This window comes from Micromonospora sp. KLBMP9576 (assembly GCF_050941805.1).
Taxonomy (GTDB): Bacteria; Actinomycetota; Actinomycetes; order Mycobacteriales; family Micromonosporaceae; genus Micromonospora.
This window is the reverse complement of sequence record NZ_CP194567.1, coordinates 401,686-425,269: the sequence shown is the minus strand read 5'-3', so window position 1 is coordinate 425,269 and position 23,584 is coordinate 401,686. Positions and strand designations below refer to the sequence as shown.

Annotated in this window: 18 protein-coding genes, 1 tRNA gene and 1 pseudogene; 6 read left to right on the top strand and 14 right to left on the bottom strand. The window is 73.4% G+C overall.

Features of this window, described 5'->3' with window-relative positions; translation table 11 throughout:
• Positions 1 to 178: 178 nt before the first annotated feature.
• Positions 179 to 587 (top strand): annotated as a pseudogene (locus ACQ452_RS02035) (hypothetical protein); the annotation flags it as partial.
• A 92-nt stretch (positions 588 to 679) separates the two neighbouring features.
• Here the strand turns inward: ACQ452_RS02035 and ACQ452_RS02030 are convergent.
• A tRNA-Thr gene (locus ACQ452_RS02030) sits at positions 680 to 753 on the bottom strand.
• A gap of 137 nt (positions 754 to 890) precedes the next feature.
• Between ACQ452_RS02030 and ACQ452_RS02025 the strand changes: the two genes are divergently transcribed.
• Positions 891 to 2,648: a metallophosphoesterase family protein gene (locus ACQ452_RS02025; protein ID WP_433389316.1), complete on the top strand. Its 1,758-nt coding sequence runs from the start codon at positions 891 to 893 to the stop codon at positions 2,646 to 2,648.
• Positions 2,649 to 2,732: 84 nt separating this feature from the next.
• Here ACQ452_RS02025 and ACQ452_RS02020 read toward each other — a convergent pair whose 3' ends face one another.
• From ACQ452_RS02020 to tmk, 6 genes are all read right to left on the bottom strand, one after another.
• Positions 2,733 to 3,572, bottom strand: coding sequence for a PSP1 domain-containing protein (locus ACQ452_RS02020; protein WP_433389315.1), 840 nt, complete (start codon positions 3,570 to 3,572; stop codon positions 2,733 to 2,735).
• Positions 3,573 to 3,649: 77 nt separating this feature from the next.
• Positions 3,650 to 4,336: a hypothetical protein gene (locus ACQ452_RS02015; protein WP_433389314.1), complete on the bottom strand. Its 687-nt coding sequence runs from the start codon at positions 4,334 to 4,336 to the stop codon at positions 3,650 to 3,652.
• Positions 4,336 to 4,641: a hypothetical protein gene (locus ACQ452_RS02010; RefSeq protein WP_433389313.1), complete on the bottom strand. Its 306-nt coding sequence runs from the start codon at positions 4,639 to 4,641 to the stop codon at positions 4,336 to 4,338. Before ACQ452_RS02010 ends, ACQ452_RS02015 begins: the two co-directional genes overlap by 1 nt.
• Position 4,642: 1 nt before the next feature.
• Positions 4,643 to 4,972 carry a YbaB/EbfC family nucleoid-associated protein gene (locus tag ACQ452_RS02005; RefSeq protein WP_433389312.1) on the bottom strand — a complete coding sequence of 110 codons (330 nt, stop codon included), beginning with the start codon at positions 4,970 to 4,972 and terminating at the stop codon, positions 4,643 to 4,645.
• A gap of 138 nt (positions 4,973 to 5,110) precedes the next feature.
• Positions 5,111 to 6,385, bottom strand: coding sequence for a DNA polymerase III subunit delta' (locus ACQ452_RS02000; RefSeq protein ID WP_433389311.1), 1,275 nt, complete (start codon positions 6,383 to 6,385; stop codon positions 5,111 to 5,113).
• A complete protein-coding gene (gene tmk / locus ACQ452_RS01995) occupies positions 6,385 to 8,451 on the bottom strand; it encodes a dTMP kinase (protein WP_433393939.1) in 2,067 nt (688 codons plus the stop codon). The genes ACQ452_RS02000 and tmk overlap by 1 nt, the downstream gene beginning before the upstream one ends.
• Before the next feature lie 334 nt (positions 8,452 to 8,785).
• Here tmk and ACQ452_RS01990 point away from each other — a divergent pair, with 334 nt between their 5' ends.
• Complete coding sequence (locus tag ACQ452_RS01990) at positions 8,786 to 9,994, top strand: alanine racemase (RefSeq protein ID WP_433389310.1); 1,209 nt, start codon at positions 8,786 to 8,788, stop codon at positions 9,992 to 9,994.
• A gap of 20 nt (positions 9,995 to 10,014) precedes the next feature.
• On the opposite strand, the gene ACQ452_RS01985 is transcribed toward ACQ452_RS01990, so the two are convergent.
• Positions 10,015 to 10,590: a TetR family transcriptional regulator gene (locus ACQ452_RS01985; RefSeq protein ID WP_433389309.1), complete on the bottom strand. Its 576-nt coding sequence runs from the start codon at positions 10,588 to 10,590 to the stop codon at positions 10,015 to 10,017.
• 223 nt (positions 10,591 to 10,813) lie between these two features.
• Here ACQ452_RS01985 and ACQ452_RS01980 point away from each other — a divergent pair, with 223 nt between their 5' ends.
• Positions 10,814 to 12,133 carry a D-arabinono-1,4-lactone oxidase gene (locus ACQ452_RS01980; protein WP_433389308.1) on the top strand — a complete coding sequence of 440 codons (1,320 nt, stop codon included), beginning with the start codon at positions 10,814 to 10,816 and terminating at the stop codon, positions 12,131 to 12,133.
• Positions 12,134 to 12,223: 90 nt separating this feature from the next.
• Here the strand turns inward: ACQ452_RS01980 and topA are convergent, their stop codons facing one another.
• The 6 genes from topA to ACQ452_RS01950 all read right to left on the bottom strand — a co-directional run bounded on the left by topA (position 12,224) and on the right by ACQ452_RS01950 (position 20,438).
• Positions 12,224 to 15,085: a type I DNA topoisomerase gene (gene topA, locus ACQ452_RS01975; RefSeq protein WP_433389307.1), complete on the bottom strand. Its 2,862-nt coding sequence runs from the start codon at positions 15,083 to 15,085 to the stop codon at positions 12,224 to 12,226.
• Between the two features lie 411 nt (positions 15,086 to 15,496).
• Entirely contained in the window at positions 15,497 to 16,297 is an 801-nt protein-coding gene (locus ACQ452_RS01970) for a hypothetical protein (protein WP_433389306.1), read from the bottom strand.
• Complete coding sequence (locus tag ACQ452_RS01965) at positions 16,288 to 16,830, bottom strand: hypothetical protein (RefSeq protein ID WP_433389305.1); 543 nt, start codon at positions 16,828 to 16,830, stop codon at positions 16,288 to 16,290. Before ACQ452_RS01965 ends, ACQ452_RS01970 begins: the two co-directional genes overlap by 10 nt.
• A gap of 112 nt (positions 16,831 to 16,942) precedes the next feature.
• A complete protein-coding gene (locus tag ACQ452_RS01960) occupies positions 16,943 to 19,303 on the bottom strand; it encodes a sodium-translocating pyrophosphatase (RefSeq protein ID WP_433389304.1) in 2,361 nt (786 codons plus the stop codon).
• Between the two features lie 344 nt (positions 19,304 to 19,647).
• Positions 19,648 to 20,082, bottom strand: a complete 435-nt coding sequence (locus ACQ452_RS01955) for an ATP-binding protein (RefSeq protein ID WP_433389303.1) — start codon at positions 20,080 to 20,082, stop codon at positions 19,648 to 19,650.
• The gene (locus ACQ452_RS01950) at positions 20,082 to 20,438 is read right to left on the bottom strand and encodes an STAS domain-containing protein (RefSeq protein WP_433389302.1); all 357 of its coding nucleotides are present in this window, start codon (positions 20,436 to 20,438) and stop codon (positions 20,082 to 20,084) included. The genes ACQ452_RS01955 and ACQ452_RS01950 overlap by 1 nt, the downstream gene beginning before the upstream one ends.
• Positions 20,439 to 20,580: 142 nt before the next feature.
• On the opposite strand from ACQ452_RS01950, the gene ACQ452_RS01945 reads away from it, so the two are divergent.
• Together ACQ452_RS01945 and ACQ452_RS01940 are read left to right on the top strand one after the other, a co-directional pair.
• On the top strand, positions 20,581 to 23,106 hold the full coding sequence (locus ACQ452_RS01945; protein WP_433389301.1) for a DEAD/DEAH box helicase: 2,526 nt from the start codon (positions 20,581 to 20,583) through the stop codon (positions 23,104 to 23,106).
• Between the two features lie 190 nt (positions 23,107 to 23,296).
• Entirely contained in the window at positions 23,297 to 23,503 is a 207-nt protein-coding gene (locus tag ACQ452_RS01940; protein ID WP_433389300.1) for a hypothetical protein, read from the top strand.
• Positions 23,504 to 23,584 lie beyond the last annotated feature (81 nt).

Below are 23,584 nucleotides of genomic sequence, written 5' to 3'. Positions count from 1 at the left end.
TGACGTCGGGGCCGCTGACCGTCACCCGAGCCCGCCGCGGTTGCGAGGAAGCGGCGACTCACGCCGCCCAGCTCTGGCCGCCGGGTGGCCTGCGACCAAAAAACAGAATGACCCTGGTCAGACTTAGCGACCAGGGTCATTCGCCCACCGAGCCGCCTGACGGAATCGAACCGTCGACCTCAAGGGCAAGGGCTTCTTCCGACAGGACCAAGACCGACGCCGGTTTCCGATCGGTCGTCCTGCCTCGGTTCGCGGTCGGGATGCTGATGGGTCGCAAACTCAACGCCGCCGACAACCCTTACGACGCGATCTTCGCCTCCCGGCGCGGCACCTGGCTGTCACCGCAGAACGTGCGCCGCCAGTGGAGGCAAGCCCGCGCCGCCGCGCAGCTTGGGCACGCCACCGAGCAGGTCACCAACAAGCACTGCATCGTCAAGCCCGCCCTCGCCCCGGACAGCTCCGACATCCTCGAACAGCTTGGGGCAAGTCCAGAGACGGGCTCTGAGCCTCAAGATCGTAGGCTAAGCGCCGGGCCAAGTAGCCCCTGCACCCCCGCTGGTAGGTGCGCTGAACCTGATCGCGGGTAGGCGTTTGTGGGGGTTTTCGGGGGGCGATTCGAAACTGTATCGATGAAAACGAGGCCCTGACCAGCGCTGATGCTGGTCAGGGCCTCACCCTGAGCCGCCTGACGGAATCGAACCGTCGACCTACGCATTACGAGTGCGTCGCTCTAGCCGACTGAGCTAAGGCGGCAACGATCGTAAAGTGTACGGCACGACCCGCCCCGCGGCCGAACGGGATCACCCCCCGGCCCCGAGGACCGGACATCCACCCCCGAACCGTCGACTCCCGGACAGCGATCGCCGCCGGTCGGGACTACGCTGCCGCGGGTGAGCGACGATCGGGCCCCCCACCTGGATCCGCAGGACGGCGCCGCGGCAGGCCCGCACGGAAGCGAGGCGGCCGGCGGTCGGTCGGCACGCCGGCCACGCAGCCTCGATCCCCGGGAACTGGGCTTCACCCCGCGCAAGCCCGTGCCGTGGCTCGCGCCGTTCCTGCTGATCAGCACGGGCATCCGTACGCTGCTGGCGATGCTCTTCGGGGCGTACCTCGACAAGCGGGAGCTGCAGAACTCCCTCGACGGGGGCATCGCGCGGCAGGTCGGGCCGGACGGCGGCCTCTGGTTGGACTACGTGGCCGACCTGGGCGACGGTTTCAACGCCACCTACTCCGTCGCGTACCTGCTCGCCCAGCCCGAGCTGGAGGTCGACGGCCACCGGCTGCCCCGGGCGCAGACCCTGGTGATGGGCGGCGACCAGGTCTACCCGTCGGCGGCCTTCGAGGCGTACGAGGACCGGTGCAAGGGGCCCTACCAGGCCGCGCTGCCGGTCACCCCGCCCGAGCGGCCCACGCTCTTCGCGGTCCCCGGCAACCACGACTGGTACGACGGGCTGACGGCCTTCCTGCGGCTCTTCGTCCGCTCCCGCGACCGGCACTTCGGCGGCTGGGAGACGGGGCAGTCCCGCTCGTACTTCGCGGCCGAGTTGCCGGCCGGCTGGTGGCTGCTGGGCCTCGACGACCAGTCCGGTTCATACCTGGACGATCCCCAGCTCACCTACTTCGACCGGGTGGCCGAGCGGCTCGGCCCGCAGAGCCGGGTGATCCTGGCCGTGCCGGCCCCGACGTGGGTCAAGGCCGTCGACCATCCCACGGCGTACGACTCGGTGGACTACTTCATCCGTACGATCGTCGCGCCCACCGGGGCGCAGGTGCGGCTGCTCATCTCCGGCGACCTGCACCACTACGCCCGCTACGCCGGCCCGGACCGACAGTTGATCACCTGTGGGGGCGGCGGCGCGTACCTCTACCCGACGCACCATCTACCCGAACGGATCGAGGTCCCGCCGCGCGACACCCTCGCCCGGCGGGCCAGCGCCTCCCACCCGTACGAGTTGGCGGGCCGCTACCCGGACGCCGCCCGTTCCCGACGGTACGGCTGGGGGATCTTCCCCCGCCTGCCGCTGCGCAACCCGGGCTTCGCCACCCTGCTGGGCACCCTGCACACGCTGCTGATGCTGTCGATGGCCGGCGTCGCCAGCAACCCGGAGGGCACCGATCAGCGGCTGTTCAGCGTGCCGCTGGTGGCGATGCTGATCGTCACGATGCTCGGGGCCGGGTTCTTCGCCAAGCCACCCAGCTCCGGCGGCAAGCGGCACGCCCGGCACTGGATCCTCGGCGTGGGCCACGGGCTGGCCCAGATCGGGCTGGCCGCCGCCGGCACCTGGGCCTGGCTGGCCCTGCCCTTCTACGACTGGCCGTGGCCGCTGCCGGCCGTCGCCGCGGCGGTGCTCTACGGCCCGGCGAGCGGGCTGGTGGCGAGCCAGCTGGTGGCCGCGTACCTGCTGGTGGCCGGCGCCTTCGGGGTTAATGTCAACGAGCTCTTCGCCGGCCAGGGCATCGAGGACGCCAAGTCGTTCCTACGGCTGCGCATCGACCCCGACGGCACCCTGACGATCTACCCGATCGCCGTCGACCGGACAGCCCGTGACTGGCAGATCAACCCCGACCGGTCCCCCGCCTCCTCCTGGCTGACCCCGAAACACCCGCTGCGCCCCCGCCTGGCCGAACCCCCCACGACCCTCACCTAACGACAGTCCCGGTTGATCATGAAGTTATTGCCCGACACGCCGGCAGAAATTGGCAATAACTTCATGATCAACCGCGCGGTGGGGTTAGGGGTTGTAGTGGCGGTCGTGGGATTGGCGGGGGGCGCAGACCGAGGCGCGGGAGCAGGAGCAGCGGGAGCCGTCGGCGTCCAGCCGCACCGTGACGGCGTCCCTCGGGACGCTGTGGCCGACCACCCGGCCGTCGCCCTCCGGCGTCGACACCCGGGCGCCGACCGCCGGGGCCGACTCCTGGAACCGCTGGTAGAGCGGGTGCTCGTATTTGAGGCAGCACATCAACCGGCCGCAGGCGCCGGAGATGCGCAGCGGGTTGAGCGGCAGGTCCTGGTCCTTCGCCATCCGGATGGTGACCGGCTCGAAGTCGTTGAGGAAGGTGGCGCAGCAGAGGTCCCGGCCGCAGGAGCCGATGCCGCCCTGCACCCGCGCCGAGTCCCGGGCGGAGAGCTGACGCAGCTCCACCCGGCAGTGCAGGGTGGCGCCGAGGTCCCGGACCAGCGCGCGGAAGTCCACCCGGTGCGGTGCGGTGAAGTAGATGGTGCTCCGTTCCCCGCCGCCCTCGGCGGCGACGAGCACGTGGTCGATGGCGACCACCTTCATCGGCAGGCCGTGCTCCCGGATGAGCCGCTTCGCCGCGACCTTGGCCTCCGCCTTGCGGCGGCGCAGCCCTTCGTCGCGGCGCAGGTCCTCGTCGCCCGCCAGGCCGGCGACCCGGGGGAAGCCCTCCGTCTCCTCGGTGACCCACTGGGCCGCCCAGACGCACTCGGCCACCTCGGGGCCGTCGTCGGTCGGCACCAGCACCTTGTCGCCGACCTGGGGGCGCAGCTCGCCCGGATCCAGGTAGTAGAGGCGCCCGTACCGCTGGAAGCTGACCGCGCAGAGCATGCCCATGCCTCACACCCTACGACGCGCGGCGCGGCGCCGTAGTCGCCGTCCGGCTACGGTACGCAGCCATCGACATCTGTGCCTCACCAGCCGACCCTGGTGGGGGTGTCGTAGCGGGGGCGTTCGGCCGCCGGCGCCCGCCAGCGGGACTCGGCGAGGCTCGGCGCCCACTGTCGCAGCAGGGTCTCGGCTCCGTCGTACGCGACGCTGAGCACTGCCAGCACCCGGGCGGCGATCTCGGCGGCCTCGGTCGCGCCCGGCCCCGCGGCCTCCCCGTGCCCCCGCCCGCCGCCGGGCGCGGCCATCGCGGCGACCACGCGCACCGCCTCGGCGGAACGGACGACGTCGGCCAGGGCCCGGGCCAGCGCGAGCCGGCTGCCCTCCACCCAGTCGGCGAGCGCGTCGGCGTATCCGGCCGTCGACTCGAGCCGGCCGACCAGGCTGTCCGGCCCCTCGTCGAGGTGGCGCAGCAGCACCGCCCGGGCCTGCCCGTACGACGACGCGGCCGGGCCGGACCAGAGCACCGGGTCGGTGAGCGCGGCGCAGACGTCGTCGTAGCCCGGCATCAGGCGGCGCGTGGCGCGGCCGGCGGCGGCCAGCGGTGCCGGATGCAGGTCGAGGAAGTGCCGGACGGCCTCGCCGGGAAGCACCCGCATCCGGCGCAGCAGCGGCCAGACGCGGTGGCCCTCCGGGGCGCCTGCGGCGAGCAGCGTGTCGACCCGGCGGAGCAGGTCGAGGCCGGGCTCGGCGAGCCGGTCCAACGCGTCCATCACGCCCCCCCGGTGAGCCGGTGGCGCGCGGCGCGGTCGACGTCGGCGTAGTGGTCGGCGGCGGCCCGCAGCGCCGCCGCCGTGGCGGCCAGCCGCTGGGCGGCGCCGTGCGCCTCCCGGGCGCGGTCCCCGGTGGCGGTGGTCCACTGCCGGTGCAGAGCCCGCCCGATCTCACCGGGCCGGCCGGGGGCCTCGACGCCGAACGCGGCCTGCGCCGGGTCGCCGGCGGTGGCCGTGCGGGCCACGACGGTCATGGTCTCGCTCGCCTCGTCGAGCCGGGCGGCGAGGGCGCGCAGGCTCTCCATCTCAGGCTCCCGCCAGGGGCCGGTAGGCGGCGAAGGTCTCGTTGTGCAGCTTCTCCCGGGCCCACTCGGCGGCGTCGGCCGCCGCGGTGACCGCCGCCCGCACCGAGCTGGCGACGTCACGGGGACTGCGGGCGTGCAGCGGGCCGAGGAACCGGACGTCGGTGATCCGCCCGCCGGCGGTGACCACCACCTCGACCAGCCCGTCGGGCGAGCGGACGGTGACCTCGACGGTCGACACCGCCTGGTCGAACTCGGCCTGGAGGGACTCGATCCGGCGGTAGCCCCGCACCGCCTCCTCGATCCAGGCCTCGTCGATCTCCCCCCGCGGCATCGGCGGACTCCTCCCGACACAGGAAATCACTGCGCGTGCCGCCACCGTCACCACGGCACACCGGACCGTACCGCACAGCAATTGCACGTGTCGATGCCTGTGGACGGCCGGTCCGGCCGACGGGACCGGCCGGCGGGCTCAGCCCTTCCAGAGCGAGAGCATCATCGCCTCGACGGCGATGCGGGGCTTGACGTTCGCCTCGATCGCCGCCCGGCACTCCAGCACCGCCTCCAGCCGGCGCAGCGAACCCTCGGCGTCCCACTTCTGCGCGCCCGCCCCGGCCAGCGCTGCGGTGTCGGTGTGCACCGGCGCCACGGGGGCGCGCAGCGCCATGGTGAGCGCGTCACGGTAGAAGCCCGCCAGGTCGACGAGCGCCCGGTCCAGCGCGTCGCGCTGCGCCCGGGTGGCCCGGGACTTCTGCCGCTTCTCCAGGTCCTTGAGCTGCCCGGCGGCGCCCCGGATGGCGCCGGTCGCCCCCCGCCCGGTGCCGCCCGCGCCGAGCGCGGTCTCCAGCGACGACCGCTCGGCCGCGTCGGTCTCCGCGACCGCGGCGTCGGCCTCCGCCTCGGCCGCCTCGATCAGGGCCGACGCCGCGTCGAACGCGGCGCCCACACCGGTCAGCCGGCGCGGCACCGCGAGCACGGCCTCCCGACGCCTACGCGCCTCCGGGTCACGGGCCAGCCGCCGGGCCCGCCCCACGTGCCCCTGCGCGGCCGCCGCCGCCCACCGCGCCAGGTCGGGCGCGCAGCCGTCGCGGCGTACCAGCATCTCGGCCACCGCGTCCGGCGCGGGCTGCCGCAGCGGTACGACGCGGCAGCGCGACCGGATGGTCACCGAGATGTCGTCCGGGTGGGTGGACGGGGCGCAGAGCAGGAAGACCGTACGCGGGGGCGGTTCCTCGATGGCCTTGAGCAGCGCGTTGCCGGCCGCCTCGGTGAGCCGGTCCGCATCCTCGATGACCACCACCTGCCAGCGCCCGCCGGCCGGGGTGCTGGCGGCGCGCAGTACCAGCGCCCGCATCTCGTTGACGCCGATGGAGAGCCCGTCGGGCACCACCATCCGGACGTCCGCGTGGGTGCCGCCCATCGTGGTGTGGCAGCCGGGGCACCCGCCACAGCCGGTGCCGTACGCGCACTGCAGGGCGGCGGCGAAGGCCCGCGCCGCCACCGACCGGCCCGACCCGGGCGGCCCGGTGAAGATCCAGGCGTGGGTCATCCCCGCCCCCGCGTTGACGGCGGCCGTCGGTTGACCGTCGTCGGACTCCTCGGCGGGCGCGTCGAGCCCGTCCCCGACGGCGTCGGTCGTGGGCGGGACGGCGGCGGCACGCAGCACGGCGGCCGCCGCGGCGGCGGCGCGACGCAGCGTGCCGACCGCCTCGTCCTGCCCGACCAGGTCGGCGAAGACGTCGGGCATCAGGTTCGATGCTCCATCGGTACCAGCTCCGATTCGGATAACTCCGGCTGCACCGAGGTGTCAGGCCCCTGGGCGGGACGCGGGTGCACGATGCCGCCGGGGCTGCCGAACATCTCCTCGACCCGGCGGGCCACCTGCCCGGCGATCTCCTCGACCGGGCGGGACGCGTCGAGCACCAGGTAGCGCTTCGGGTCGGCGGCGGCGAGGTCGAGGAAGGCGTACCGGACCCGCTCGTGGAAGCTGACCGACTCGGCCTCCAGGTGGTCCGCCGCCCCGGCGCGGGCCGCCACCCGGGACAGGCCGGTGCCCGGGTCGACGTCCAGCAGCACCACCAGGTCGGGCTTGAGCCCGCCGGTGGCCCAGGACGACAGCCAGGAGACCTCGTCGACGGGGAGCGTCCGCCCCGCCCCCTGGTACGCCAGGGACGAGTCGACGTACCGGTCGCTGATCACCGCCGCGCCCCGCACGAGCGCCGGCCGGACGACGGTGGCCACGTGGTGCGCCCGGTCGGCGGCGTAGAGCAGCGCCTCGGCGCGCGGTGACGGCACCTCGGAGCCGGGCGCGCCGAGCAGCAGCGACCGGATCCGTTCGCCGACGACGGTGGCCCCCGGCTCCCGGGTCACCACCACGTCGCGTCCCTGCCCGCGCAGCCGCTCGGCGAGCGCGGCGAGCTGGGTGGACTTGCCGGCGCCCTCGCCGCCCTCGAAGACCACGAAGAGGCCGGCGGAGACGAACGGCTCGGCCGGCATCAGCGGGCGCCCCCGGATCGAGCCCCAGAGGTCGGCCAGGACGGGCACGCCCTTCTTGTCGTCCATCTGCCCGAAAGCGCTGATCCCGGCGAAGATGCCGGCGGCACCGGCCGCGAGCAGCAGCAGTCGGGTGGACGAGATCGAGACGCCCAGGTCGGCGAGTTCCAGCCGGCGCGAGCCGCCGACGCCGGCGAGCAGGCTGCTCAGGCCGATCGCGAGGATCAGCACCAGCCGGGTGCCGATCTGCACCACGGCGAAGACCCGGCCGCGTACCTCGTCGGCGATCTCCCCGCCGAGCAGGGTGGTGCCGGAGAGGAAGGCCATGCCGGCGCCCGCGCCGACCAGGATCGCGCCGGCCATCGCCATGGAGAGGTGGATGGCGAAGGCCAGGGCCATCACCGAGGCGCTGGCCAGCACGATGCTCATGCCGAACCAGCGCCGCCGGGACATGTCCTTGACGATCAGCGGGCCGAGCCCGATGCCGAGCGCGAGGCCGACGAAGATCGCGCCGAAGAGGAGGTAGAAGGCGGCGTCGCCGGCGCCGAGCGAGGTGGCGAAGAACTTGGCGGTGCCGATCACGATGCCGCCGCCGGCGAACGCGCCGAAGATGCCGAGCACCAGGCCCCGCACCAACGGGGTCTGGCCGATGAAGCGCCAGCCCTCCTTGAACTGGCGCAGCATGCTCTGCTCGCCGGCGGCACCCCGCTCGGCGGCCTGCCCCTGGCTGATCTCCTTGATGCCGTACGCCACCACCAGCGCGGTGGCCAGCCGGGAGAACGCGTTGAACCAGAGCGCCAGTTGGGCCGGCTCGGCCCAGTCCGGCGTCGTGCCCCCGGTGGCCGCCCGTACGACGGCGTCGAGCGCGGCGAGGATCAGCGCGGCGAGGACGGGGGTGAGGCCGTACGTGGTGATGAGCGTGAGCTGGTTGGCGGCCTCCAGCCGGGCGCGCGGGATCAGGTTGGGGACCGCCGCCTCCTTGGCCGGGATCCACAGCAGGGTCAGCGACTCGATCAGGAAGGTGGCGATCGCCGCCCAGCCGACCACGACGCCGCCGGGGGCGCCGAGCAGCGCGACCAGCGGGATCGAGGCGAAGAGCAGGAAGCGCAGCACGTCGCAGATGACCATCGTCCAGCGCCTGTCGAACCGGTCGGCGAAGACGCCGGCGATCGGCCCGAGCACCAGCGCCGGCAGCAGCCGGATGGCGATTACGCCACCGAAGGCTGCGCCCTTGGCGGTGCTCCCCTCGACCTGCGCGGCGGCGAAGACCGACGTGGCGAGCAGGCCGAACCAGTCGCCGAACGACGCCGCGCCGAGCACGATCCAGAGGCGGCGGAACGGGGTGATCCGCAGCACGGATCGAATGCCCGCGTAACCGGACGGATCGGCCCCGGGCTGGTCGGCGGTGCCGGCGGGTTTGGACGAGGACGGCGACTCGCCGGGCGACTCGCCGTTGAACTGGCTTTCGATGGCCGTACCTCCACGTGCCGGCCCATCGCTGGGCAGTCCCGGTGGAACACTCTAGACCCGGCGGGGACCTGCCCCGCCGCGACATTCTCCTGTTCGCCGAGCCTAGGCCGCCGGCACCACCGCCCGCAGCCCGGACAGACGCGAGGGTATTTCGCATTGCCTCCCAGACAGTTAGCGTGCACACGTGGCCATCGAAAGCGACAAACTTCGTGATCGCCTCGACCGGGCGACCGCGCACCTCGACCCGCCGTACGCCGTCGTCGACCTCGCGGCCTTCGACGCCAACGCCGCCGCGCTGGTCGACCGGGCCGGCGGCAAGCCGCTGCGGATCGCCAGCAAGTCGGTCCGCGCCCGGGACCTGCTCGGCCGGGCGCTGGCCCGACCCGGCTGGCGGGGCGTGATGGCCTTCACCCTGGCCGAGGCGATCTGGCTGGTTCGCGCCGGCGTGACCGACGACGCCCTGGTGGCGTACCCCACGGTCGACCGGGCGGCGCTCGCCGAACTCGCCGCCGACCCGGCGCTCGCCGCGGCCGTCACGCTGATGGTCGACGGCACCGCGCAGCTCGACCTCGTCGACGCCGGGTGCCCGCCCGGCCGCCGCGCCGAGTTGCGGGTCTGCCTCGACCTGGACGCCTCCTGGCGACCGCTGGGCGGCCGGGTGCACGTCGGGGTGCGCCGCTCACCGCTGCACAGCGCCAGCGCGGCCGGTGCGCTCGCCGCCACAGTCGCCGGCCGGGCCGGCTTCCGGCTGGTCGGGCTGATGGCCTACGAGGCGCAGATCGCCGGCCTCGGCGACGCCCCGCCCGGGCGGGCGGTGCTCGGCTCCGCGATCCGACTGGCCCAGCGCCGGTCGTACCGCGAGCTGCTGGCCCGCCGGGGCGCGGCGGTGGCCGCCGTACGCGAACACGCCGACCTGGAGTTCGTCAACGGCGGCGGCACCGGCAGCGTGGCCGCCACCAGCGCCGATCCCGCGGTCACCGAGGTCACCGCGGGATCGGGCCTGTACGGGCCGACGCTGTTCGACGCCTACCGCGCCTGGCGTCCCACCCCGGCGGCGTCCTTCGCCTGCGCGGTGGTCCGCCGCCCGGCCCCCGGCCTGGCCACCGTGCTCGGCGGCGGCTGGGTGGCCTCCGGCCCGGCCGAGGACAGCCGGCTGCCCCGGCCGTGGCTGCCGGCCGGCCTGAAGCTGATCGGCACCGAGGGCGCCGGCGAGGTGCAGACCCCGCTGGCCGGCCCGGCGGCGGACAAGCTGCGGGTCGGCGACCGGGTCTGGTTCCGCCACGCCAAGGCCGGTGAGCTCTGCGAACACGTCAACGAGCTGCACCTGGTCGAGGGGGAGGCGGTCGTGGCCACCGTGCCCACCTACCGGGGGGAGGGCCACGCCTTCCTCTGACCTGCCGGCCCGGCCCGGCGTCAGCCGGGGCGGTTGGCCTCGGCCGAGCCGTCGACCTGGCGGTGCAGGTACTCCCGGATCAGCGCCTTGGCCTCGGCCAGCACCCGGTCGTCGCCCTCGGGTAGCTGGCGGAACGCCAACTTGATCAGCGCGTCGGCCACCTCCACGGCGATCTCCAGGTGGAACCGGAGGTCGGGGACGTCGGTCAGCCCGAAACGCTCGGCGAGCACGCGGGCCAACTGCTCCGCGATGACCCCGTTGTTGTCCCGCTGCTCGTCGAGCAGATGCAGATCGACCACGTCGCCGAAGTGCAGGGTACGGAATCCCGGGACGGTGCGGTGCATCGTGATGTACTCGTCGATGCCCGCGTCGACCCCGTCCCACCAGTGGGTCATGTCGTCCGAGGCGAACCGCTCGTCGAGTCGCTGGAGGTAGGACTCCATGGTGCGCAGCGTCAGCGCCTGCACGATGGCCCGTTTGTCCGGGAAGAACTGGTAGACCGACCCGATCGCCACCTCGGCCCGCTCGGCGAGCAGGGTGGTGGTCAGCCCCTCGTACCCCACCTCGTCGACGAGTTCGGCGCAGGCGTCCAGCATTCGCTGGACTCGCGCGACACTTCGACCCTGCACCGGTACCCGGCGCAGCGGCCCGGCTGTGGCGGCTGGTGTGGACACTCGCCACCCCCCTTCGACGGATGAACATATCTGCACGTCACGGGTTCGTGACTACCGGTACAACGAGCAACCCTCGATTGCGGTATTTACCTGCGACAACGTTCCTGATATGAAGACACTTCACGTATCAGATCGAGGAGGGCGCATGGCCGCCGGTACCGCCCCGCCGACGCAGGCCGCCTGGTCCAACTGGGCCGGCAACCAACGCGCCACCGCCACCGCCATCCTGCGTCCCACCTCTCTCACCGACGTCGCCGAGGCCGTACGCGCCGCCGCGTCGACCGGGGACCGGATCAGAGCCGTGGGCAGCGGCCACTCCTTCACCGCCGTCGCGGTCACCGACGGGCAACGGATGGAACTCGACCGCCTCGACACCGGCGTACGCGTCGACGTCGATCGCCGACTGGTCACCGTACCGGCCGGAACCACCCTGCGCGCGCTCAACGACCTACTCGCGACACACGGCCTGGCGCTGCCCAATCTGGGCGACATCGACGCCCAGACGATCGCCGGCGCGATCTCCACCGGCACCCACGGCACCGGCGCCGCCTACGGCTGCCTGTCGACGTTCGTCGAGGCGCTCACCCTCGTCACCGGCACCGGCGAGGTGCTGCGCTGCTCCGCCGACGAGCACCCCGACGTCTTCACCGCCGCCCGGGTGTCACTGGGCGCGCTCGGCGTGCTCGTCGAGGTGACCCTGCGCTGCGTGGACGCCTTCGTGCTCCGCGCCCACGAACGGCCCGCCCCACTGGAAGCCGTACTCGACGACCTGCCCGCCCTCGTCGCGGGACACGACCACGCCGAGTTCTACTGGTTCCCGTACACCGACCGGGTGCAGGTCAAGACCAACGACCGGGTGCCCGCCGACGACCGGCCGCTGCCCCGGTGGCGCGGCTGGCTGGACGACGAGTTCCTGTCCAACACCGTCTTCGCCGGCGCCTGCCGGCTCGGCCGCGCCGTGCCGGCCCTCGCCCCGGGCATCAGCGCCGTCTCCGCCCGCGCCCTCACCGAGCGCCGCTACACCGGCCGCTCCGACCAGGTCTTCTGCACCCCGCGCCGGGTCCGCTTCGTGGAGATGGAGTACGCGCTGCCGCGCGACGCCCTGCGCGAGGCGCTCGACGCACTGCGCCGGATCGTCGACGGGCTGCCGTTCAAGGTGCTCTTCCCGGTCGAGGTGCGCTTCACCGCCGCCGACGACATCTGGCTCTCCCACGGCTACGGGCGCGAGTCCGCGTACGTGGCGATCCACCAGTACGTCGGCATGCCTTACGAGCCGTACTTCCGCGCCTTCGAGCAGGTCGCCGCAGGACTCGGCGGCCGGCCCCACTGGGGCAAGCTGCACTGGCGCGACGCGGCGTCACTCGCGGCGGCCTACCCCCGCTTCGCGGACTTCCAGGCGCTACGCGCCCGCCTGGACCCGCACCACATCTTCACCACCCCCCACCTGACCCGAATCCTCGGCTGACCCCTCCCCCGTTCCCGGGCTCGGCCCGGCGCTCGGCGGGATCTTGGAACGGGTCCCACCAACCGGCGTGGGTGGAGGGCGGGCGTGGGGTCAGTCGGTGGCGGGGGTGGTGGCCTTCCTGGGGGCCGCCTTCTTCGGGGCCGCCTTCTTGGCCGTGGTGGTCTTGGCCGTGGTGGTCTTCTTCGCGGCCGTCGACCTGGTCGCCGCAGCCGTCTTCTTCGCCGCCGTGGTCGTCTTCTTCGCCGCCGTGGCCTTCTTCGCGGGCGCCTTCTTCGCGGCGGCCTTCTTCTTCGGCGCCGGCCCCTTCGCCCGCTTCTCGGCGAGCATCTCGGAGGCCTCCTCGATGGTCAGCGACTCCGGGCTCTGGGCCCGCCGCAGCGACGCGTTCGTCTCGCCGTCGGTCACGTACGGGCCGAACCGGCCGTCCTTGATGACCAGCGGCAGCTCGGTCAGCGGGTCGACGCCCATCTCCCGCAGCGGCGGCGCGGCGGCCCGACGCTGGCGGGATTTCGGCGTGGCCAGCAGGGCCAGCGCCTCGTCCAGCGTGACGGTGAACATCTTCTCTTCGGAGTCCAGCGAACGGAACTCCTCGCCCTGCTTGACGTAGGGGCCGAAGCGGCCGTTGGCGGCGAGGACCTCGGTGCCGTCGGGGGCCACGCCGACCACCCGGGGCAGGGTGAGCAGCTTGAGGGCGTCGTCGAGGGTGAGCGAGTCCGGCGACTGCGAGCGCAGCAGCGACGACTTGCGCTCGCCGCTGGCCACGTACGGGCCGAAGCGTCCCGACTTGAGCAGGATCGGCTCCCCGGTGGACGGGTCGTCGCCGAGCTTGCGCTCGCCCCCGCCGCCGAGGAACAGCTCGTGCACCTTCTCCGGGGTCAGCTCGTCCGGCGCCACCCCCTCGGGGATGGGTGCGGTCGGCGCCCGGTCGGCCTGGCCACCGCCCTCCTCGCCCTCGGTCTTCGGGGCCGGCTGCTCGCCGGGCAGCGTCCGTTGCAGGTAGGGCCCGTACTTGCCCACCCGGACGACGACCTCGCGGCCCTCCTCGTCGGTGAAGAGCGGGATCGAGTTGACGCTACGCGCGTCGATGTCGCTGAGGTTCTCGGTGACCAGCTTCTTGAGCCCGCCCGAGCGGGCGATGTCCCGGTCGCCGGCGCCGTTGGCGGTGCCGAAGTAGAACCCGGTGAGGAAGTCGACGGCGGCGTGGTCGCCACCGGCGATCTCGTCCAGCTCGTTCTCCATGCTGGCCGTGAAGTCGTAGTCGATCAGGCGCGGGTAGTGCTGCTCCATCAGGCCGATCACCGCGAACGCCAGGAAGGTCGGGATCATCGCCTGGCCGCGCTTGACCACGTAACCGCGGTCCTGGATGGTCTGCATGATCGACGCGTACGTCGAGGGGCGGCCGATGCCCAGTTCCTCCAGGGACTTGACCAGCGACGCCTCCGTGTAGCGCGACGGGGGCTGGGTGTGGTGACCCTGCGCGGCCAACTCGTCGGCGGTGAGCGGCTGGTCCTTGACCAGGGTGGGCAGCCGGCGTTCGGCGTCCTCGGCCTCGGCGTTCTCGTCGTCGCTGGACTCCACGTACGCCCGCAGGAAGCCCGGGTCGGTGATCGTCTTGCCGGTCGCGCCGAAGTCGGCCTCCTCCTGGGCGGAGGAGACGGCGCGGATGCGCACCGAGACGCTGGAGCCGACGGCGTCGGTCATCTGGGAGGCGATCGTGCGTCGCCAGATCAACTCGTAGAGTCGGTATTCCTCGGTCGACAGCTCACCGCGCACCTCGCCCGGGGTGCGGAAGTTGTCGCCCGCCGGGCGGATCGCCTCGTGCGCCTCCTGCGCGTTCTTCACCTTGCCGGTGTAGCGGCGCGGCTCCGGCGGCACGCTGCGCTCGCCGTACAGCTCGACGATCTGCCGGCGGGCCGCCGCGATGGCGGTCTCCGACAGGTTGACCGAGTCGGTACGCATGTAGGTGATGTAGCCGTTCTCGTAGAGGCGCTGCGCCGTGCGCATCGTCTGCTGCGACGAGAACCGCATCTTGCGGGCCGCCTCCTGCTGGAGGGTGGAGGTGATGAACGGCGCGTACGGGCGGCGGCGGTAGGGCTTCTCCTCCACCCGGGTGACGGTGAACGGGCGCCCCGCCAGGCGGGCCGCGAGCCCCCCGGCGCCACCGGAGTCGAGGTGGACCACGCCGGCGCCGGGCCTGACCCGGCCGGTGGTCGGCTCGAAGTCCTTGCCGGTGGCGATCCGGTCGCCGTTCAGCGCGACCAGGGTGGCGTTGAAGGTGCGCGGGCCCTCGCCGGCGTTCCCCACGGCCAGGGTCGCCAGGATGTCCCAGTATTCCGCCGTGCGGAAGGCCATCCGCTGCCGCTCGCGCTCGACCACGATCCGGGTCGCCACGGACTGCACCCGGCCCGCCGAGAGCTTCGGCATGACCTTCTTCCACAGCACCGGCGAGACCTCGTAGCCGTAGAGGCGGTCGAGGATGCGCCGGGCCTCCTGGGCGTCGACCAGGTCCCGGTCGATCTCGCGGGGGTTGGCCACCGCCGCCTGGATGGCCGGCTTGGTGATCTCGTGGAAGACCATCCGCTTGACCGGCACCTTGGGCTTGAGCGTCTCCACCAGGTGCCAGGCGATGGCCTCGCCCTCGCGGTCCTCGTCCGTCGCCAGGAAGATCTCGTCGACCTCCTTGGCCAGCTTCACCAGCTTGCTGATCTGCTGGCGGCGGTCGGCGGAGACCACGTAGAGGGCGTGGAAGCCGTTGTCGACGTCGACCCCGAGGCGGGCCCACGGCTCGCCCTTGTACTTCGCCGGCACGTCGGCGGCGTTGCGCGGGAGGTCCCGGACGTGGCCGAAGCTGGCCTCCACGACGTACCCCGGGCCGAGGTAGCCCGAGATCGTCTTGGCCTTCGCCGGTGACTCGACGATGACCAGACGGGTGGTTCCAGCTTTGCTCGGCACGTCTCTCTCCGACCTCACTCCTGCTCGTTGCCATCGGCGCCTGGCAAGGGCCGCTTCGGCCCGCCGACCCCCGACGGTCCGGACGTCCAACGTAACGCGCCGCCCTCGGTTCGGGTTTCACGGGCGGCAAACCGACCGGCGGGGCGGCCTTTTTCCGGCGGTGGCCGGGCTTGCCGGACGGCGCCACCGTACACCGTGCGTGTGCCGTCAGGCGGACACTGTGACGATGGCGGGCCTTCCGCCGGGGCCCCTGCCGGCCACTTTCCGCGAAATTGCGCACCTGCTGTCCCGCATCGGACAGCCACCCGGCGGGTCGGAAACGCACCGGAGCGAACGCTCGGCGCGCCAGGCACCCGACGGTCCAGGCACGCGGCGCGCAAGGCACCCCGACGGGGTCAGGCACACGGCGCGTCAGGTGCGCGGCGGCCAGGCGGACGCGGGGGCGGCGGTCGGCGGATCGCCGACCAGCTCGGCCAGGCGGACGAGCCGCCGGCGGCCGGTGATCAGGTAGGCGGGTCCGCCCTCGCCGGGCCCGAGCAGCGCCCCGGACAGGCCGATGGCGTCGAGCGCCCGGCCGACCGGCTCCCCGCACGCCTCGTCGGCGACGCCCAGCCGGAGCAGGAAGCCGGACGCCTCGGCGGCCCCCGCCGAGGCGAGCCAGAGCCGCAGCCGCCGGCCGTTGAGGTGGAAGCCGGCGGGTGGCCGCTTGTCGGGGCCGCGCGACCAGGCCGCCGCGAGCGGCTCCAGCGTGCGGGCGTACGAGGTGCGCACCGCGTGCCGCCCGTCGGCGGTGGCCTGCCAGGTGGCCGCCACCCCGCGCTGCGCCAGCTCGACGACGAGCACGTGCACCCGCCAGGCGGCGTCGACGACGACCGACAGCCGGGCGGTGCCACCCATCCGCACCGCCTCGGCCGGTCCGGCCAGCAGCCCGGCGAGGTCGGCGACGGACGGGTCGGCCGCCTCGGCGGCGAAGAAGGTGAGCTGCCGGGCGGCTGCCTCGGCGTCCGCAGGCGGGGTGGTGGCGGGGCGCCGGGCGGCCGGCGGGGTGGTGGCGGAACGCCGGTCGGCCGGCGGGGTGGTGGCGGAACGCCGGTCGGCCGGCGGGGTGGTGGCGGAACGCCGGTCGGCCGGCCCGACCCGGTCCGTGGGGGCCGGGAAGAGGACCGGCGGCTCGTCGCCGACGGGCGGGTCGCCGGTATCGCTCAGCGACACTCCGGCACCTCGTCGAAGGCGCGTTTCAACTCCTCGGAGCTGAGCCGGCTGGTGTCGAGCGCGCCGGCGTCGTACTCCTTGTTGAGGGTGTCGACGGCGGCCCGGACGCCGTCGTAGAAGACGGTGGGCCGCCCGACGCTCAGCCCGTCGACGGTGTCGCGCGCCCGGCCGTACGCGTCGCGCACCTTCGCCAGCGAGTCGCGGAAGCCGGCGGAGACCTCCGCGCCGTGCTCGGCCTTCGGGATGCCGGCCTCCTCGACCCTGCGCCGGGCGGTCTCGCTGGCCTGCTCCGCCCCGCTGAAGAGCCGCACCAGGTTCTCCTTCGCCTGCGCCGGGGTGGTCCGGGCGGTCATCTGCTCGCCGGTGCTGCCGGTCAGCTTGCTGATCTCGGCACGCCACGGTGTGAGCGCCGAGCAGACCGACGCCGCCCACGCCTGGGGGCTGGGGCCACCGCCGCATCCGGCGGCCAGGGGTACGAGCGTGGCCAGGAGCACCGCGAACCTTCCGGCGGTCGACACCCGGCGCATAGGCATGCGTTGCAGCGTACGGCCTCCGTCGAGCCCGGGCACCGGACAGGTTCACCGGTGGCGCGGGCGGTCCCCGGTCAGCCGTGCGGGCCGACCGGGGACCGGGACACCTGACGCGTCAGGCGCTGACCGTCTCCGGCCGCTGGCCGGGGCTGCCCGCGCCCGTGCCGGAACCGGAGTCGCCGTCGGACATCGCCACGCCCTTGCGCTTGCTGAACACCACCGCCGCGACGATGATCAGCGTCGCCGCCACGGCGATGCCCAACCGCAGGGGCGTGTTCCGCTCGTCGCCGACGCTCCAGGCCACCACGGCCGGGGCGATCAGCAGCGAGACCAGGTTCATCACCTTGATCAGCGGGTTGATCGCCGGACCGGCGGTGTCCTTGAACGGGTCGCCGACGGTGTCGCCGATGACCGTCGCCGCGTGCGACTCGGAGCCCTTGCCGCCGTACGCGCCGTCCTCGACGAGCTTCTTGGCGTTGTCCCAGGCGCCACCGGAGTTGGACAGGAAGACCGCCATCAGCGTGCCCGCCCCGATCGCCCCGGCCAGGTACGCGGCCAGCGCGCCCGGCCCGAGGCCGAAGCCCACCGCGATCGGCGCGAGGATGGCGAGCAGGCCGGGGGTCACCAGCTCGCGCTGCGCGTCGCGGGTGCAGATGTCGACGACCTTGCCGTACTCGGGGCGCTGGGTGCCGTCCATGATGCCGGGCAGTTCGCGGAACTGCCGGCGTACCTCCATCACGACCGCGCCCGCCGAGCGGGAGACCGCGTTGATGGCCAGGCCGGAGAAGAGGAAGACGACGGCCGCGCCGATGATCAGGCCGACCAGGTTGCGCGGGTTCGCCACGTTCAGCGAGTTGAGGATCTCGTTGCCGACGTCGCCCACCCCGGCGTCGGAGTACGCGGTGCTCAGCGTGTCGGTGTACGAGCCGAACAGCGCCGTCGCGGCGAGCACCGCCGTGGCGATCGCGATGCCCTTGGTGATCGCCTTGGTGGTGTTGCCCACCGCGTCCAGCTCGGTGAGCGTCCGGGCGCCGTGCTCGTCGATGTCCCCGGACATCTCCGCGATGCCCTGGGCGTTGTCGGAGATCGGCCCGAAGGTGTCCATCGCGACGATCACACCGACGGTGGTGAGCAGGCCGGTGCCGGCCAGCGCCACGGCGAACAGCGAGAGCGTGATGGAGCTGCCGCCGAGCAGGAACGCGCCGAACACGCCGGCACCGATCAGCAGCGCCGAGTAGACCGCCGACTCCAGGCCGATGCTGATGCCGGCGAGGATGACGGTGGCGGCGCCGGTCTGTGAACTCTTGCCGATGTCCTGCACCGGGCGCCGGTTGGTCTCGGTGAAGTAGCCGGTCAGCGCCTGGATCGCCGCCGCCAGCACGATGCCGATGACCACCGCGCCGATGGCTACCGTCCGCGGGTTCTCGCTGACGTCGGTCAGCCCGCCCTCCAGCTCGGCGAAGGTCGCCGGCAGGTACGCGTACGTGGCGATCGCCACCAGCACCGCGGAGAGCACCGCCGAGATGTAGAAGGCCCGGTTGATGGCGGTCAGGCCGCTGCGGTCGGAGGCGCGCAGCCGGGTGATGAAGACACCGATGATCGCGACGAGCACCCCGATGGTGGAGATGATCAGCGGGAAGACCAGGCCCTGCTCGCCGAAGGCGGCACGGCCGAGGATCAGCGCGGCGACCAGGGTCACCGCGTACGACTCGAAGAGGTCGGCGGCCATGCCGGCGCAGTCACCGACGTTGTCGCCCACGTTGTCGGCGATGGTGGCGGCGTTGCGGGGGTCGTCCTCGGGGATGCCCTGCTCGACCTTGCCGACCAGGTCGGCGCCGACGTCGGCGGCCTTGGTGAAGATGCCGCCGCCGACCCGCATGAACATGGCGAGCAGTGCGGCGCCGAAGCCGAAGCCCTCCAGCACGGTCGGCGCGTCGGCCCGGTAGAAGAGCACGACCAGCGCGGCGCCGAAGAGGCCGAGGCCGACGGTGAGGAAGCCGACCACGCCGCCGGTGCGGAAGGCGATCTTCATGGCGGCCTCCCGGCCGCCCTCGCGCTCCCGGGCGGCGGCGGCGACCCGCAGGTTGGCCCGGGTGGCCAGCCACATGCCGGCGCCGCCGATGAACGCGCTGAACAGCGCGCCGATGACGAAGAAGACGGAGCGGCCCAGCTTCACCGCCAGCTCGTTGCCGTCGGTGTCGTGCACCGGCAGCAGGAAGAGCAGCACCACGGCGATGACCACGAAGATCGCCAGGGTCCGGAACTGCCGGAGCAGGTAGGCCGAGGCGCCCTCCTGGACCGCGCCGGAAATCTCCTGCATTTTGTTGGTGCCCTTGCCGGCGGCCAGGACGGCCTTCGTCAGCGCGCCCGCGAAGGCGAGTGCCACCAGCGCGACGACCGCGGCGATGATGACGTACGTGACGTTGTTTCCGGTGAGGGAGATCCCGCCGCCCTCGGCGGCGAAGGTGTCGGACATCTGTGTCCTCCTGTACCGAACGCTCGCGCCGGCCGGTGGAGACGCACCGGCCCGGCGCCTGGATGCGGAGTCGCAAGCGCGCGCCGTCCCACCCCCGGCGGACCAGCGACAACCACCGTTCCCGATGGTTGCGGGATGCGATCACTTGCTGACAACCCGCGTACTGTAGCCCTCCGCAGTGTTGGAGGTCACACCCAGGGGGCACCGCGCCGAGATGATCTCCGTCGCTGTGTTATGAGCAGATTTCTGATATAGGGACCCGTCCATGGAAAGAGGCCGCGCCCCGGCGGGACACGGCCTCTCACGGCGTACGACGCCCCGCCGCGAGGACGGGGCGAGATCACTCAGCGGCCCACGGGCCACACCATCCGCACCTCGGTGCCGACACCCTCGTCGACCGGGCGGACCTGCAGATCCTCGACGAAACCGGCCAGCAGCGCGAAGCCGACGCCGGTCGTCAGGTCGTCCTCGTCGAGCGACTCGTTGGCGAGCTGGTTGGCGTCCAGCGCGGCCAGGCCCAGACCCGCCTCGATCGGCGCACGGTCCACGACCCGCACCGCGTACGCCCCCGTGTCGGACATCTCGACGAGCACGGGCTCGGGCACGCCGTACTGGCGGTGCAGGGCCACCGCGCGCGTGCACGCCTCGCCGATGGCCAGCCGTACCTCGTCCAGCAACTCCTCGCGGACCCCGGCCCGGCGGGCGACCGCCACGCCGACCAGACGCGCGGTGCGCACGTGCACCGGGGCCGGGGAGAAGGAGAGCTTGACCGTGGCCATCAGACGTCAGCGCCGGCCTGGTCGGCGCCGGTCGCCGCGTCGACCGTGGGATACAGCGGGAAGACCTGGTCGAGCGCGGTGATCCGGAAGATCTTGAGCAGCGGCTCCTTGCCGCAGACCAGCGCGAAGGAACCCTCCGCCGCCCGCAGCCGCTTGAGTGCGCCGACCAGCACACCCAGCCCGGTGGAGTCGAGGAAGTCCACCCGCCCCAGGTCGACCACGACGTGACGGGCCCCTCCGTCGATCAGCTCGAGGAGCCGCTCCCGCAGCCGGGGGGCGGTGTAGACATCCACCTCACCGCCGACCTCGAGCACCGTGTGCTCGCCCACGGTGCGGGTCGCCAGCGACAGCTCCATCAGTCCTCCCTCACCAGAGCCGTAAACTTCCCTGGGCATCTAACCATCCCCGCCAGATACCGGCTCTGTTCGGCGGCGAGGGCCTCCCCTTACCCCGGGGCCCGACTTTTCATCTCCGAACACCAGTGCGAGAGTGCAGGCCGTGACCTCCGACGACCTCAGTTCGGCGCGTCTGTCGCCGCGCGACGACCTGAAGCCGTCACCCGACAGCTTCAGCTCCGCGCGGCGCTCGGACCCCGACGAGCTGGAGCCGTCGTCCGGCGGTGTCGGCAGCGGGCGCGCACCGGCCGACCTGCTGGGCCGGCTGCGTGCCCGCACCGGCACCGACCCGGTCACCCACGTCGAGCGGGTGCCGGCGCGGGCCGGCGAGCCCGCACCCTGGCCGGACTGGGCGCCGGCGGAACTGCGCGCGGCGTTCGCCCGCCGCGGCGTGCTCACGCCCTGGCGGCACCAGGCAGAGGCGGCCACCCTGGCGTACGAGGGCCGGCACGTGGTGGTGGCCACCGGCACCGCGTCCGGCAAGTCCCTGGCGTACCAGCTTCCCGCCCTGGCCACCCTGCTCGCCGACCCCCGCGCCACCGTGCTCTACCTGGCGCCCACGAAGGCGCTCGCCGCCGACCAGTTGCGCGCCGTCGCCGCGCTGGAACTGGAGGGCGTACGCCCCGCCTGCTACGACGGGGACACCCCGCGCGCCGAGCGGGAGTGGATCCGGAAACACTCCCGGTTCGTGCTGACCAACCCGGACATGCTGCACCACGGCATCCTGCCCGGGCACGCCCAGTGGTCCGGTTTCCTGCGCCGGCTCACGTACGTGGTCATCGACGAGTGCCACACCTACCGGGGCGTCTTCGGCTCACACGTCGCGCACGTGCTGCGCCGGCTGCGCAGACTCAGCGGGCCACCGGGCCGGCCCACCTCCGCCGCGCTCCCCGGCTCGCGCGGGGCGCCGGTGTTCGTGCTGGCCTCGGCCACCTCCGGCGACCCGGCGACCACCGCCGGTCGGCTCACCGGGCTCCCCGTGACCGCCGTCACCGAGGACACCTCGCCGCGCGGCGGGGTCACGTTCGCGCTCTGGGAACCACCGCTGCTGCCGCGGGACGCCGCCGCCGACCCGCAGGACGACCTCACCCAGGTCCGCCGCTCGGCGCTGCGGGAGACGGCCGACCTGCTCGCCGACACGGTCGCCGAGGGGGTACGCACGCTCGCCTTCGTACGCTCCCGGCGCGGCGCCGAGGTGGTCGCCGCGAACGCCCGCCGCGCCCTCGACGAGGCGGCGCCGGGGCTCGGCGACCGGGTGGCCGCCTACCGGGCCGGCTACCTGCGCGAGGAACGACGCGAGCTGGAACGCGCCCTGTTGCACGGCGACCTGCTCGGGCTGGCCTCGACCAACGCGCTGGAGCTGGGCGTCGACCTGGTCGGCCTCGACGCGGTGCTGATCTGCGGCTACCCCGGCACCCGGGCCTCCGTGTGGCAGCAGGCCGGCCGGGCGGGACGCTCCGGGCAGGAGGCGCTCGCCGTGCTGGTCGCCCGGGACGACCCGCTCGACACCTACCTCGTGCACCACCCCGAGGCCCTGTTCGGGCGGCCGGTCGAGGCGACCGTGCTCGACCCGGCCAACCCGTACGTGCTGGCGCCGCAGCTCGCCTGCGCGGCGGTCGAGGCGCCGCTGACCCCCGCCGACCTGACCCTCTTCGGCGCCGGGACGAAGGAGGCGGTGGACCAACTGGTGGCGGCGGGGGCCCTGCGCGCCCGGCCGACCGGCTGGTACTGGCGGCACCGGGAACGCCCCGAGGTGGACCTGCGCGGCGAGGGCGGCGCACCGGTCTGCGTGGTGGAGGCGGCGACCGGGCGGCTGCTCGGCACCGTCGACGGCGGCTCGTCGCACTTCCTGCTCCACTCCGGCGCGGTCTACCTGCACCAGGGCGTCTCGTACGTGGTCGACTCGCTCGACCTGGCCGACGGGTGCGCGCTGGTGCACCCCGAGGAGCCGGACTGGTCCACCCACGCCCGCGACGTCACCTCGCTGTCGGTGGTGTCGGTCCGCTCGTACGTCGACGCCGGCCCCGTCGGGCTCTTCCTCGGCGAGGTCGACGTGACCAGCCAGGTGGTGTCGTACCAGCGGCGGCGCATCGCCACCGGCGAGGTCATCGACACCCGCCCGCTGGACCTGCCGGCCCGGGAACTGCGTACGGTCGCGGTCTGGTTCACCCTGTCGCCGCAGTCGCTGACGACCGCCGGCGTGGAGCCCGCCGACGTGCCGGGCGCGCTGCACGCCGCTGAGCACGCCGCGATCGGTCTGCTGCCGCTCACCGCCACCTGCGACCGCTGGGACATCGGCGGGCTCTCCACGGCTGTGCACGCGGACACCGAGGCCCCGACGGTCTTCGTCTACGACGGGCACCCGGGCGGGGCGGGTTTCGCCGAGCGCGCGTACTCGACGGCGACGGCCTGGCTGCGGGCCACCCGGGACGCGATCGCGGAGTGCGGTTGCGAGGCCGGCTGCCCGTCCTGCGTGCAGTCCCCGAAGTGCGGCAACGGCAACAACCCGCTCTCCAAGCCGGACGCGGTCCGGGTGCTGGACGTGGTGCTCGCCAACCTGCCCGACGGCATACCGGCCCCCCGCACGCCCGCCGACGCGGACCCGCCATCCCGGCACCCGGCCCGGTGACCCCGCCCCGGGCGACGGCCCCGTCCCGGGCGACGGCCCCGTCCCGGGCGACGGCCCCGTCCCGGGCGACGGCCCCGTCCCGGGCGACGGGAACAAGGCATAGAAGGCCTTCTTTCGGGGAAAGTCATCGGTGGGAGCGCTTCCATGCATGCTCCGACCCGACAGCCGCCCTTCCCGTGAAGGAGGAGCCGTGGCCGACACCATCGCCGAGACCGTCGACCTGCTCTACGCGATCGACCAGGAGAGCCTCACCCCCGACCAACAGATAGCCCTGGGCTGCGCGCTGGCCAGCCTGGCCCAGGCCGAACGCCTGGAGCAGATCAACGAGCGACTGCGGAGCATCCACCAGGTCCTCAACGCGTGGGCGCTCAAGGCCACCGTCGACGGGGGCCGGTGAACCGGTCGGCGCGTGGCGACAGGCTCGCGGACCAGCGGAACGGGACGGCGTCGTCGGTCTGCCCGCAAACCGCCACCGCCG

What these genes read in the sequence shown, in the direction of transcription:
- ACQ452_RS02020 (WP_433389315.1), bottom strand. Translation starts at nt 3,572, where the DNA reads ATGGGCATGCTCTGCGCGGTCAGCTTCCAGCGGTACGGGCGCCTCTAC.
- ACQ452_RS02015 (WP_433389314.1), bottom strand. Translation starts at nt 4,336, where the DNA reads ATGGACGCGTTGGACCGGCTCGCCGAGCCCGGCCTCGACCTGCTCCGC.
- ACQ452_RS02010 (WP_433389313.1), bottom strand. Translation starts at nt 4,641, where the DNA reads ATGGAGAGCCTGCGCGCCCTCGCCGCCCGGCTCGACGAGGCGAGCGAG.
- ACQ452_RS02005 (WP_433389312.1), bottom strand. Translation starts at nt 4,972, where the DNA reads ATGCCGCGGGGGGAGATCGACGAGGCCTGGATCGAGGAGGCGGTGCGG.
- ACQ452_RS02000 (WP_433389311.1), bottom strand. Translation starts at nt 6,385, where the DNA reads ATGCCCGACGTCTTCGCCGACCTGGTCGGGCAGGACGAGGCGGTCGGC.
- ACQ452_RS01985 (WP_433389309.1), bottom strand. Translation starts at nt 10,590, where the DNA reads ATGCTGGACGCCTGCGCCGAACTCGTCGACGAGGTGGGGTACGAGGGG.
- ACQ452_RS01980 (WP_433389308.1), top strand. Translation starts at nt 10,814, where the DNA reads ATGGCCGCCGGTACCGCCCCGCCGACGCAGGCCGCCTGGTCCAACTGG.
- ACQ452_RS01965 (WP_433389305.1), bottom strand. Translation starts at nt 16,830, where the DNA reads ATGCCTATGCGCCGGGTGTCGACCGCCGGAAGGTTCGCGGTGCTCCTG.
- ACQ452_RS01960 (WP_433389304.1), bottom strand. Translation starts at nt 19,303, where the DNA reads ATGTCCGACACCTTCGCCGCCGAGGGCGGCGGGATCTCCCTCACCGGA.
- ACQ452_RS01955 (WP_433389303.1), bottom strand. Translation starts at nt 20,082, where the DNA reads ATGGCCACGGTCAAGCTCTCCTTCTCCCCGGCCCCGGTGCACGTGCGC.
- ACQ452_RS01950 (WP_433389302.1), bottom strand. Translation starts at nt 20,438, where the DNA reads ATGGAGCTGTCGCTGGCGACCCGCACCGTGGGCGAGCACACGGTGCTC.